The 12,001-nt window shown below is 39.5% G+C and carries 16 protein-coding genes; 5 read left to right on the forward strand and 11 right to left on the reverse strand.

What is annotated here, in order from left to right; all coding sequences use genetic code 11:
- Window positions 1-114 precede the first annotated feature (114 nt).
- From DFO73_RS24420 to typA, 3 genes are read right to left on the reverse strand one after another with little or no spacing between them, the layout of a single operon-like run.
- Entirely contained in the window at window positions 115-408 is a 294-nt protein-coding gene (locus DFO73_RS24420) for a hypothetical protein (protein WP_110067289.1), read from the reverse strand.
- A gap of 15 nt (window positions 409-423) precedes the next feature.
- A complete protein-coding gene (locus DFO73_RS24425; RefSeq protein WP_110067290.1) occupies window positions 424-738 on the reverse strand; it encodes a YlaH-like family protein in 315 nt (104 codons plus the stop codon).
- A 27-nt stretch (window positions 739-765) separates the two neighbouring features.
- Entirely contained in the window at window positions 766-2,604 is a 1,839-nt protein-coding gene (typA, locus tag DFO73_RS24430; protein ID WP_110067291.1) for a translational GTPase TypA, read from the reverse strand.
- 227 nt (window positions 2,605-2,831) lie between these two features.
- Here typA and DFO73_RS24435 point away from each other — a divergent pair, with 227 nt between their 5' ends.
- The gene (locus DFO73_RS24435) at window positions 2,832-3,017 is read left to right on the forward strand and encodes a YlaF family protein (RefSeq protein ID WP_110067292.1); all 186 of its coding nucleotides are present in this window, start codon (window positions 2,832-2,834) and stop codon (window positions 3,015-3,017) included.
- Window positions 3,018-3,056: 39 nt separating this feature from the next.
- Here DFO73_RS24435 and DFO73_RS24440 read toward each other — a convergent pair whose 3' ends face one another.
- The 3 genes from DFO73_RS24440 to DFO73_RS24450 all read right to left on the reverse strand — a co-directional run bounded on the left by DFO73_RS24440 (window position 3,057) and on the right by DFO73_RS24450 (window position 4,950).
- A complete protein-coding gene (locus DFO73_RS24440; RefSeq protein ID WP_110067293.1) occupies window positions 3,057-3,527 on the reverse strand; it encodes a GNAT family N-acetyltransferase in 471 nt (156 codons plus the stop codon).
- Window positions 3,514-4,314, reverse strand: a complete 801-nt coding sequence (locus tag DFO73_RS24445) for an inositol monophosphatase family protein (RefSeq protein WP_110067294.1) — start codon at window positions 4,312-4,314, stop codon at window positions 3,514-3,516. The genes DFO73_RS24440 and DFO73_RS24445 overlap by 14 nt, the downstream gene beginning before the upstream one ends.
- A gap of 441 nt (window positions 4,315-4,755) precedes the next feature.
- Window positions 4,756-4,950: a hypothetical protein gene (locus DFO73_RS24450; protein WP_110067295.1), complete on the reverse strand. Its 195-nt coding sequence runs from the start codon at window positions 4,948-4,950 to the stop codon at window positions 4,756-4,758.
- Between the two features lie 197 nt (window positions 4,951-5,147).
- Between DFO73_RS24450 and DFO73_RS24455 the strand changes: the two genes are divergently transcribed.
- Entirely contained in the window at window positions 5,148-5,768 is a 621-nt protein-coding gene (locus DFO73_RS24455) for a YktB family protein (RefSeq protein ID WP_110067296.1), read from the forward strand.
- Between the two features lie 102 nt (window positions 5,769-5,870).
- Here DFO73_RS24455 and DFO73_RS24460 read toward each other — a convergent pair whose 3' ends face one another.
- The gene (locus DFO73_RS24460) at window positions 5,871-6,143 is read right to left on the reverse strand and encodes a UPF0223 family protein (RefSeq protein WP_110067297.1); all 273 of its coding nucleotides are present in this window, start codon (window positions 6,141-6,143) and stop codon (window positions 5,871-5,873) included.
- A gap of 40 nt (window positions 6,144-6,183) precedes the next feature.
- Window positions 6,184-7,143 carry an NAD(P)H-dependent flavin oxidoreductase gene (locus DFO73_RS24465; RefSeq protein WP_110067298.1) on the reverse strand — a complete coding sequence of 320 codons (960 nt, stop codon included), beginning with the start codon at window positions 7,141-7,143 and terminating at the stop codon, window positions 6,184-6,186.
- Between the two features lie 230 nt (window positions 7,144-7,373).
- Between DFO73_RS24465 and DFO73_RS24470 the strand changes: the two genes are divergently transcribed.
- Entirely contained in the window at window positions 7,374-8,843 is a 1,470-nt protein-coding gene (locus tag DFO73_RS24470; protein WP_110067299.1) for an aminotransferase class I/II-fold pyridoxal phosphate-dependent enzyme, read from the forward strand.
- A 42-nt stretch (window positions 8,844-8,885) separates the two neighbouring features.
- On the opposite strand, the gene DFO73_RS24475 is transcribed toward DFO73_RS24470, so the two are convergent.
- Both DFO73_RS24475 and DFO73_RS24480 read right to left on the reverse strand, forming a co-directional pair.
- On the reverse strand, window positions 8,886-9,020 hold the full coding sequence (locus DFO73_RS24475) for a GapA-binding peptide SR1P (RefSeq protein WP_110067300.1): 135 nt from the start codon (window positions 9,018-9,020) through the stop codon (window positions 8,886-8,888).
- Between the two features lie 229 nt (window positions 9,021-9,249).
- Entirely contained in the window at window positions 9,250-9,549 is a 300-nt protein-coding gene (locus DFO73_RS24480; protein ID WP_110067301.1) for a DUF3055 domain-containing protein, read from the reverse strand.
- A gap of 174 nt (window positions 9,550-9,723) precedes the next feature.
- On the opposite strand from DFO73_RS24480, the gene DFO73_RS24485 reads away from it, so the two are divergent.
- Entirely contained in the window at window positions 9,724-10,158 is a 435-nt protein-coding gene (locus DFO73_RS24485; RefSeq protein ID WP_181396126.1) for a DUF1885 family protein, read from the forward strand.
- A gap of 86 nt (window positions 10,159-10,244) precedes the next feature.
- Complete coding sequence (locus DFO73_RS24490; protein ID WP_110067303.1) at window positions 10,245-10,595, forward strand: hypothetical protein; 351 nt, start codon at window positions 10,245-10,247, stop codon at window positions 10,593-10,595.
- A 304-nt stretch (window positions 10,596-10,899) separates the two neighbouring features.
- Here the strand turns inward: DFO73_RS24490 and DFO73_RS24495 are convergent, their stop codons facing one another.
- The gene (locus tag DFO73_RS24495) at window positions 10,900-11,757 is read right to left on the reverse strand and encodes a polysaccharide deacetylase family protein (protein ID WP_110067304.1); all 858 of its coding nucleotides are present in this window, start codon (window positions 11,755-11,757) and stop codon (window positions 10,900-10,902) included.
- Window positions 11,758-12,001 lie beyond the last annotated feature (244 nt).

Consider the following 12,001-nt stretch of genomic DNA (forward strand, 5'->3'; position numbering starts at 1 on the left):
AATCCTCCGCTCATATTCATTAAATCTATTGAAACACAAAAAACCCCGGAAAGGGGCACTTTTTTATCAGTGTCCGCTATCCGGGGTATAGTTCACGGAAAGGGGCGGCTCTTTTTAATCCTCTGGATAATTCACATACTTATCAGGCTCATTTTTGATCTGATTGAGCATTACTTCAATCAATTCACGCGGAAAACGGATCTTGTTCCGTTCTCCATCCTTATTGTCGTAATGTACATAGTACATAACTTCATCTTTTTCAATTTCAATATTGAATACGTGAAACTCATCCCCGAGAATATTGAAAAACATTTTTTCTGTATCTGCTGCTGCTGTATCATCCGGCCGTTCATCACTGACAATTTTAATCGTTAACCAGTTATACAGTGAATCCTGCAAAGATTTCATATCAGCCTCTCCCTGTTAATCCGCATTAGCCTGCTGTTTCTTTTCCTGGTGAAGGCGGATTTTATAGATAATCAAGATTAGCGCAGCCACAACAAGGCCTTCTGCAACCGGAAGGAACACACCAAGAAAAGTCAGCATCGTACATCCCAAAATTAAGAAGGTGTAAATAACAACTGATTTAGCAATAGGAAGCTTCTTGGCAAATCCCAATTTAAAAACCAGGATAGACAAAAGGACAATTGTTATATAAAGCAGCCACATCCCTGTTGTAGGATTTTGATCGACTTTGAATAAAGCAGCGAAAAAAGACAGGCGTTGTGAAACATCCATATCCCTCTCTCCTCCCCCTTCTTAGCCTTAGTTTGTTTCAGCGTATTTCTTTTTCTTAGCTACTCTTTCACGTTCATTTTTATCAAGAATTTTCTTGCGGAGTCTGATTGATTCAGGCGTTACTTCAAGAAGCTCATCATCATTCAAGTATTCCAGTGCTTCTTCAAGTGTCAATATGCGCGGCTTTTTAATTACATTCGTTTGATCCTTATTAGCAGAGCGGATATTGGTTGCATGCTTCACTTTTGTGATATTAACTGTAAGGTCATTCTCACGAGTATGTTCCCCAACAATCATTCCTTCATAAATCTCAGTACCTGGTTCAACGAAAATAGTTCCTCTATCCTCTACTTGCATAATACCATATGTGGATGACTTACCACTTTCCATTGAAACCAGCACGCCTTTGCTTCTGCCGCCGATTTGTCCTTTAATCTCAGGCTGGTAGCTGTCAAAAGTGTGGTTAATAATACCATATCCGCGAGTAAGCGTCATAAATTCTGTAGAGTAGCCGATTAGTCCGCGGGCTGGGACATTGAATGTTAATCGTACTTGCCCATTGCCGTTATTAACCATGTCAAGCATTTCACCTTTACGCGTACCCATTGATTCAATAATAGCACCAGTGTTGTCTTCTGGTACATCGATTTGAACACGTTCTACCGGTTCGCAGCGAACACCGTCAATTTCTCTAATAATTACTTCAGGTTTTGATACCTGCAATTCAAAGCCTTCACGGCGCATATTTTCAATTAATATCGATAAATGAAGTTCTCCACGTCCAGATACAATCCAAGCGTCAGGTGAATCTGTATTTTCGACACGAAGACTCACATCTGTCTCAAGCTGAGCACGCAATCTTTCTTCAACTTTTCTGGCTGTAATATACTTGCCTTCTCTTCCTGCAAATGGGCTGTTATTTACAACGAAAGTCATTTGCAATGTTGGCTCATCTATTCTTAAAACAGGAAGAGCTTCCTGATGTTCAACAGGGCAGACAGTTTCCCCTACGTTGATGTCTTCCATTCCGGAAACAGCGATTAAATCTCCAGGATAGGCTTCCTGAATTTCCTCTCGCTTCAGGCCGAAGAAACCAAAAATTTTCGTCACACGGAACTGTTTGACAGCTCCATCAAGCTTCATCAGTGCAACTTGCTGGCCGACCTTGATTGTTCCTCGGAACACGCGGCCAATCCCAATTCTTCCTACATAATCATTGTAATCTAAAAGTGCTACCTGGAATTGAAGCGGCTCTTCCCGGTTATCAGCAGGTGCTGGTATATGGTCAATAATTGCTTCATAAACCGAATGCATATCATCATCCTGTTTATCAGGAGTTGTACTTGCAGTCCCAGCAATTGCTGAAGCATAAATGACTGGAAACTCCAGCTGATCTTCATCTGCACCAAGTTCGATAAATAAATCGATTACTTCATCCACAACTTCTGTTGGACGGGCAGACTCCTTGTCAATTTTATTTACTACAACAATTGGAGTTAATTTTTGTTCCAATGCCTTTTTTAGTACGAATCGTGTTTGCGGCATACACCCTTCATAGGCATCAACTACCAATAATACACCGTCAACCATTTTCATGATACGTTCAACTTCTCCGCCGAAATCTGCGTGTCCTGGGGTATCAAGAATGTTTATTCTTGTATCTTTATATTTAACCGCAGTATTTTTAGCTAAGATGGTAATTCCACGTTCTCTTTCCAAATCATTTGAATCCATTGCACGCTCTTCCACATGCTCATTAGAACGGAAAGTTCCAGACTGTTTCAAAAGCTCGTCAACCAGCGTTGTTTTCCCATGGTCAACGTGGGCAATAATAGCTATATTGCGAATATCTTCTCTTAATTTCAAAAGATTTCCTCCTATTTATAAAAACTAAATAATTTTCTGCATTTTTTTCACAACTGATACATTATATCATAATTACAGTAGAAACCTAAAAGCTTTTTGTGTAAAATAATGTAGAAAAGGGGTTCGTGCCTGGCTTTTTAGATTATTTTCATTATTTGATGCAGCTATTTCTATATATTGTTTGCCAGCAAATGCACTTATTACTCCGCCTGGGAGGGTAAAATCGTATGAAAAATATAAAGTGGCCATTATTAGCTTTTGCGGTTGGAGCAGCCCTATGCATGATGGGAATTGGCGTTGCTGTGGCTGAAAGAAGCATAATTGGCATTATTTTTTCAATCATTCTGTTAGTTTTTGTAATGGGTTTTGGTTTTAAAATAAAGAAGAAAATGAGAGAAGACGGATTGCTATAATAAAGCGCGAAAAAGCTGCAGCCAAGTGCTGCAGCTTTTTTAAATGAGGGGACAGACCATGATTAAATAATCTTGGCCTTCAGGAGAAACCTCCATCTTAAACTGTTCAAATCCGGCATCCGATAAAAACTCGATCCACATGTAGCGATATTCCGGCACACCCGCAAATAATGACTTTTCGCCTCTTATTTTCAATTCCTTGCCTATGTGGCCGATTATCGCTATACCCAACCCTTTTCTCCGCATTTCTTTTTTAACAAGTATAGTCCCAATCCACGGCTTTTGATTAGATGGCGATGATTTAACATGAAAGGTAATGCCTATCCGCTCACCATCCAGGCGCCATAGTCTCCACTCACCATTCAGTTTCTCGTACATAGCCATGTACTTTTTAGGATCAAAACCGCTTTTTTCGGTTTCTTCCCACTCAGGGCTGTCTTTGATGGTTTCTATGAAGAATGGCCAATCTGCATCAGTCATCAAATCACTGGACAGATTACCAATTCCCATCTTTTAAATACTCTTTCATGATTTCCTGGTGGAGACCCGGCTTCGAGACAAAAACAGTATTATTTTCAAGCAGATTCAAAGGCTCTCCTTTAAGAGTAGTCGCTATTCCTCCCAGCTCCTCAATCAATATGACACCAGCGGCAAAGTCCCATGGCGCCAGCCTTAAAGTGATATACGCGTCAACCCGCCCTGATGCAATATAGGCCATCTCTATTGCCGCAGACCCATAGGAGCGGGTGCCCCTCGCATTTTTAACTAGCGGAGCCAGCAGCGATGGATCGATCCGCTTATTTTCAGTTACCCATGTTGCATTCAGCCCGATAACTGCTTTGGATACTTCTGTTTCTTTTAATGGCGGGAGTTCCAATTCATTCATAAAAACTCCATGCCCCTTAATAGCATGATACAATTCATCATGCACCACATCATAAATTAATCCGATTTTCCCTTTACCATTTTCATAGATGCCAATTGAAATCGCAAAATTTCTTTGCTGGTGCACGAAGTTCATCGTTCCATCGATTGGGTCGATGATCCATACAATTCCATCCAAATTGTTTAACTTATCGCCAAATCCCTCTTCCCCAAGGATTCGGTGCTCAGGATATTTCTCTTTAATTTTCTTTATGAAAAATTGTTCTGTTCCCTGGTCAATATCCGTCACCAAGTCATTTGCATTTGACTTTGTCGTAATTGTCAATGTTTTACTAAAGGAATTCCGGATGTTAACTCCAGCCTCTTTAACCCAGGCTTTTGCATATGTATCAATTTCGCTCCAATTCGTCATAATTGGTCCACCCTCCGCTTGGTTCCCCATCGTTATTTTCTGAGATCCCTTTTAAAATATAAATAGCTTAAATGAATTAGTGATGTTCTTCAAGTTATATACTCTCCCAGGGAGAGTATAATCATTTGCAAGCCATGAAGTTATTTTAAAAAAGCTCTGTTAAACTTGCCTGTTGATTCCGCACCATGTACTCAGCGAACCGCGGGGGTTCCGACGCTCCTCGGTCCAATACGCCTTCAGGGTCTCCCTTTCACTGGTTTTCCCGCTGGAGTCCTGAGCCTTCCGCTCCAATCAACAGAGTGCCAAAACCAACAATTATTCATTTATAAAATAATAAACGAACTCCTCATGCAAAAAGGGAGTTCGTTTCTAAAGGTTTCTGCTTTTCATCTGCATTTTTTCTGCTTTTTCTCCTTTGCTTCACAGTTCAAAAATTTATCATTAAAGTGCTTTCAATCTTAGAAGTTCCTGTCTGATCCTTTCAAGCTTTAGCTTTGTTTGTTTCTTTAAGTCTTCATTTTTTTCTGTCATGGCATCAAATAAAGTAGCCAATTCATAATCCATTTCCAGTCGTAGAACTGCTGTCCTTTCTCTCTCACCGGCTTTTTTCTTAACAGAATTCATAAGTTGTTTCATTAGACAGTACACCCCTTCCAATAATCTGGTTAGTTTTCTGATTATTTTTACTATTATCATATGAAGAGTAAATCCTAGATGCAACTAATTTGTGCTATAACCCAAACTTTAATTTATAGAGAGCTTCAAGGCTTAACATTTCTTGTTTGTTCGAGGTTATGCTACAATATTTGACAAAGCATTCAGGAGGTTAGCTTATGTCATTTTCCGGTTTTACCAATGATGATTTTGATGTTTTTAAAATAGATGGCCTAGATGACAGAATGGAAGCATTAAAGTCAACAATCAGACCGAAGCTTGAAGAATTGGGACTGCATTTTGCCCCATCGCTTTCAGCTTTATCGGGCGATGAAATGTTTCCTCATGTTGCCAAACATGCGAGGCGAACCAAGAATCCCCCAAATGATACGTGGGTTGCATTTGCCAGCAATGCGAGAGGCTACAAAATGCTTCCGCATTTTCAAGTTGGCTTATGGGAAACACATGTATTCATTTGGTTTGCTGTCATCTATGAAGCACCGAATAAAGAGGCAATCGGCAAAGCTTTCGAGGACAGCTTGGATAAATTGTATAAAGAAATACCTAAGGATTATGTCTGGTCTGGAGATCATACGAAACCATCTGCACTTCCGCACAATCAATTGTCTAAAGATGAATTAAAATCCATGTTTGTTCGCCTGCAGACTGTCAAGAAGGCTGAAATTCTTTGCGGCTTCCATATCCCTAGAGAAGAGGCCGTCAACATGTCGCCTGATCAATTTATTGAAAAAGCAGATTCTGTATTTAGAAATTTATTACCCCTATACAAAATGGCATAAACATCATTAAGTGATTAGATTAATTACTAAAAAGGAAAACCTCCTAACAGGAGGTTTTCCTTTTTTAACTATATAGCCAGTGCAAGGCGTGTTCACGGCCTGTTATTTCATTCTTATTTTATCCCCTGCAGAAGACTCCTTGGCAGCCTTCACCGTTCTGTATGATGAATAGCCGCTCTGTTCTTCAAATTCATCGCAAAGGTTTTTTTCCTGGGCTTTGCCCGGCACTATTTCCTTAAACCGTCTGTATGCATTCATAAATTGATCCCGCTCAATTCCTTTTTCATATGCCTGTTCAATGCTTTCGAAATATTTTATAACATCAACAATTTCTTCTGTTGACCAATCATGGTCAATCGGGTATTGATATTCCATCATTTCACCTCATTTATGATAATCCTGCTGCCTCTCATATTTACTCAGCCCACTTTTTGCGGACGTCTTCCCCTTCAGCTACCATTCGCTGAATTAACTCTTCAACAGTCGGCACATCCTTGATTAACCCCATTACCTGGCCAGCCCATGCGAAACCTTCATGGTCTTTCCCCTCATGAATATATTTCTTATTAGCATTCCCGCTTATGTAGTTCTTTAGTTGTTCATAGCCGCCATTTTGTTTTTCAACTTCAAGGATTTTATCTGTCCAGGAATTTGCAATTACCCTGGCAGGAGCACCTATGGTTCTTTTAATGACAACTGTATCATTTTCTGTCCCTTCTACGAGACGGTTTTTATATAATTCGGAAGCATGAACACATTCTTTTGTCGCCACAAATCTTGTTCCCATTTCAATCCCTTCGGCTCCAAGGCTTAGTGCAGCCATCATTCCTCTTCCATCCCCGATGCCTCCTGATGCAATAACAGGAATGGATACAGCATCAACAACCTGAGGCACGAGGACAAAGGTACCGATATCATCCCTGCCCAAATGGCCTCCGCCTTCCTGGCCAACGACCATGACTGCATCAGCACCAAGTTCTTCCGCCTTTACAGCCTGCCTTTTTGCTGCAACAAGAACAAGCTTCTTAACGTTTACCCCTTTCAATTGCTCAAAAATGGGAGCAGGATTTCCTCCTGTCATGGATATTACCGGAACTTCTTCTTCAATTGCAACATCCAGATAATCAGAGAAAGGTCTGCCGTGCTGCCCAATAGCAAAATTAACTCCAAAAGGCTTGTCTGTCAATTTCTTTACTTTTTGAATTTCTTCTTTAAGTTTTTCCGGGCTGCTAAGAGACATTGCTGTAACCTGCCCCAGCCCGCCTGCATTTGAAACGGCAGCAGCCAGATCAGAATAAGCGAGATGTGCAAGCCCTCCCTGTATAATAGGATATTGAATATTTAGCATGTCTGTAACCCTTGTGTTCCACTTCATATTTATAACCTCCATTCGTCAATATTCTTCTATTTCTATTTTTATGTTTTAATTTCCTGTTAACTTCTAAAACTAAAAGCAAGTTCAAAATTTAAGGAAGCGGAAGTGTTTGGACCATATGGCGGCAAAACGATAAGTCTTTCTATGCAAAGGGAATGAATAATGCTATAATGCAAATGTTTTATAACACGATCAAATTGAAATATTAACTAAAGAGGTGTGGGAATAAGTTGTCTCAATTTAAAACACCGTTGTTCAGCGGTTTACTTGCACACGCAAAAAAGGATCCGGTGCAGTTTCATATACCAGGGCATAAAAAAGGTACTGGGATTGACCCGGAATTTAGAGATTATATTGGAGATAATGCTCTTGCAATCGACCTGATAAATATCGGACCGCTTGATGATCTCCATCAGCCAAAAGGAATTATTAAAGAAGCGCAGGACCTTGCTGCAGAGGCATTTGGAGCTGATAGAACCTTCTTCTCTGTACAGGGTACAAGCGGAGCCATCATGACGATGGTTATGGCGGTCTGCGGTCCTGGAGATAAAATTATCGTCCCTCGAAATGTTCATAAATCAGTCATGTCTGCTATCGTTTTCTCGGGTGCAACGCCTATTTTCATTCATCCGGAGATTGATGAAAAGCTGGGAATATCGCACGGAATTACAACCGAATCTGTATCAAAAGCCCTTGAACTCCATCCGGATGCCAAAGGGGTTTTGGTTATAAATCCGACATATTTCGGGATTTCCGCTGATTTAAAGAAAATTGTGGACATTGCCCATTCCTATAATGTACCTGTCCTTGTCGATGAAGCACATGGAGTGCATATCCACTTCCATGACGAGCTTCCATTATCGGCTATGCAGGCCGGAGCAGATCTGGCAGCTACTTCTGTTCATAAACTTGGGGGTTCCATGACGCAAAGCTCTGTTTTAAATATGAAAGGAAACCTTGTATCGGCAAAAAGGGTTCAATCCATTTTGAGTATGCTGACGACTACTTCTACTTCTTATTTATTGCTCGCTTCATTGGATGTCGCAAGAAAACGCCTTGCCACTGAGGGCAAGGAGCTCATTGGCAACACTATAGAATTGGCCCAATCAATCCGCCGCCGCATAAATGAAATCGATCGCTTATATTGCGTCGGAGAGGAAATATTGGAAACAAAGGCCGCTCATGACTACGATCCGACAAAATTAATCATTTCGGTTAAGGAACTTGGTATGAACGGTTTTGATGTTGAAAATTGGCTTCGCGAAAAACATAATATCGAAGTGGAAATGTCCGATTTATATAACATCCTTTGCATTATTACACCAGGAGACACGGAAAGAGAAGCCGATATTTTAGTTTCTGCTCTTGCCGAGCTGGAGAAAGAGCGTCAAGGAAATACGGAGAAACTTGAAACTCAAGTGCTCTTGCCTAATATTCCAGTCTTATCCTTAACACCGCGTGATGCCTTTTATGCAGATACTGAGCTTGTACCGTTTGATGAATCAGAGGGAAGAATTATAGCTGAATTTATCATGGTCTATCCGCCTGGTATACCGATTTTTATCCCAGGTGAAATCATTACGAAAGAGAATCTTCGGTATATTAAAACGAATATGGAAGCCGGACTTCCCGTTCAAGGACCGGAAGATTACGATTTCAAATACCTTCGCGTCATTGAAGAACATCGTGCCATCCGATAATGCAAAAGAGCCTTTCCTTTAAGGAATAGGCTCTTTTTATTTTTAGCGGTTATTGTTTGCTTTATCTGTTTTTTCTCCGTCACAGCAGTTGCATTGTTTTGAATATAAAACCGTTACCTTTTCATCCTCAAAGTGATCGATAGTTGAATTGCAAGCCTGGCATACGATTGTACCCATCTTTTCATTCTCCTTTTCATTGAGTTTTTTAATTAAACTTGAAAGCGCTTAACATCTTTAAATTAATAATAATATAACACTATTAATTTTTCAAGCCTAATTGTATAACATATTTAAAGTATTTTTTGGTATTTATAGTTTTTACAAGGCATAAACCCCTCATTAATAGTATGTCACAATGCAAAAAAACAGACCTATATGGTCTGTTTTTCATAAGAAAGATTAAATATTATTCATATTGTGTCTCAAAACGGGCACCCGGTATTGCTTCTCTGAAAAATTCACTCAAATCGGCAGCTTGTTCATATAAATCAAGCTTAAATGCCTTTTGTAAGTATTCAATGTCTTCGAGATCTTTAGGGTCGAGGAGAGTGGAGCGGCCAGTTTGCATACAAATAACCAGAGGTTTTGAGAAGAAGAGATTCGTATAAACAATACCAAAATCATAACGGGTTGTTTCAGTTGTAAACCCCACAAAACGGACATTAACATTTTCATGCTCATCATAGAGCTTTTCGAAAAAGTCCATATTATTCCTCCTTTTCGTTTTAATATTTAGAATATTATTATAATTCATTAATCCTTTTTTGACAAGTATTTTAAATTTTCCTTCTTATTTTAAGTTGTCATAAGATTTTAATCAGTGCTAGAATGAAATAGGATGTTCTTGACCATACTATTTGGGATAATGGGGGGAAAGATGATGGCAGCTAATGCATTTATTAAGCTTGTTCCTTCATCAGCAAAGGAAAGTATCACAACTGAAGATCTGAAAGAGCTCTTTTTGTATTTTAAAAACATTACAGGAAAAACAGGTGACCAGATTAAATGGGAATATGATGATGCCGCTTTTCCTTACGAAATTAAAGAGAAGCCAGAAGGAAAAGGCAGCTGGTTTTATCTTTTGTCAAACCATGACCGCTATAATGCTATTATACTCGGTGTGGACAAAGAAATGATTAGAGAAGAAGATGGTTCTGAACAAGAGCAAACCTACATACAAGTAACCTTACCAGAAAACGCTACATTTGGGGACAAGGGAAAAGCCAATGAATTTTGCAAATTTCTTGCTAAAAAGCTCCAAGGGGAATTGCATTTGTTTAATGGAAGAATCATGTACTTCTATCCCAGAAAATAATGAAAACTTTTATAAAAGATCTATGGAAGAGAACAGCTCCTACTGCTGTTCTTATTCTATTTATACATGTAGTCAGGAGGTGAAATATGATCAGTAAAAAGGATATTATTATAGGAATATTGAGCTTGGCCTTTACAATAATATCTCCATTTACTTTTCACTCCTATTATGAGGGAAAACCGGAAAGCACCATTCAAAATATTGTGTTCGGCGCCCCGTTCCCTTTCGCGGAACAGACAATATCCTTTCCGGAGAATTCCGATTCATATCCACTGGAAGTAAAGTTTATATCTCCGTTTGAAAAAGAAACGGACTACAAAGTTGTGCCTTTTCTTTTTTCTTTCTTTAGTTACTTTTTATTGTTCTATTCTCTTTACACTATTTTTTCACGATATATGACACGGAAGCCAAAAAGAAAGAAAGAGGAGCAGACCTAGTGGCTCCTCTTTCTTTTGGCTTTGTTAGCTTTCCGCTCCAGCGCTCAGCGAACCGCGGGCGTTCTGACGCTCCTCAAGTATTAAGCCTGCGGGGTCTCCCTTTGACGTACTCCCGCAGGATATTGAATCAGCTTCCTTGAATAATCACCGTACGAAGGAAATGCACATGCATTTTCGAGGTTCACACGCCTTCAGATCCAATCAACAAAGTGCAAAATCAACATTGAGCTTTAACAGAGCCTTCTTTTTAAAAAGCCTGTATGCTCTCCAGTAAAGCAGAATAAGCGCCTGTTCAGCGTTTGCTTTATTCAACTGTTTTGATCTGTGCTGGGTCGACCATTTTAAATCCTTTATTTTGCAGTCCTTTTACGATATCCTCTATAGCTTCCCTTGTCCATTGCCTATCATGCATCAGTAAATTGGCACCCTCCACTAAATATGGTGAATTGACCATTATGTCCGTCAGCGCCTCTTTAGATTGATATTCTTTCTCCCAGTCGTACCCATAAGTCCAATTCATGACGAGCATTTTTTCATCCTGTGCAATTTTTTTACTGTAAGCTGTATTGGAACCAAAAGGAGCTCTAAAAAACTTTGGCCGCTGACCGATTAGGTCTTCAATTTTATCATTTAGACCGACAATTTCTTTGTATTGCTGTTCCTCTGAAAGGTTCTTCAGGTTTTGGTGGCTGTATGTGTGGTTGCCAATTGGAAAGCCAAGATCATGAATGGCTTTTAGTACGGCTGCCTCTTCAGGTGTATCAATAAAATGCCCGTTCACAAAAAAGATTGCTGGTGTACCTAACTTCTTTAAGGTTTCTGCCATTTCGAGCGCATATGTATCGGGAGCGTCATCAATCGTTAATAGTACAACTTTTGAATTTGCATTATTAATAGGTTCAATAGTCCAATTATTTTCGTTTAGCTGGTATTCTGTTTTAACAGCTGTTACAGTTTCCTTCTGGCTTGTTTCAGTATCGCCACCTTCTTTGATATTGCTTTCATCATTCGCCTGTATCTTTGTTTCCTGCTCAGGCTTACTTGCTTCTGTTGCTTCTTCTTGTTCATCTTTGACTGTTGTCGCTTGTTCCTTTTTTACAGTACCACATGCAGACAGAAACAGAATGAAAGAAAAAAGAATCATAACCCCTGCTTTTTTCATGTTGTCCTCCTTAAAATGCATATTTCTTTTCAGTCAACTCAATAAGTGGTATTATCGACAATGGCTTTCAAAAAGCCAAGAGTTGTTCCCCTGCTCACTCCTAACCCTTACCCACTGCATTTACCCAAAATAGGTTCGATATGAACATTATAAAACATTTTTCCTATTTACTTAACGGCCAGGGAGTTTTACACAGTTTTTTATTAGGGTAAAAAAATATTAGATATTTAAAAGATTTGGAGGG

Origin of the sequence: Cytobacillus oceanisediminis, assembly GCF_003182355.1 — a bacterium.
Taxonomy (GTDB): domain Bacteria; phylum Bacillota; class Bacilli; order Bacillales; family Cytobacillaceae; genus Cytobacillus; species Cytobacillus oceanisediminis_A.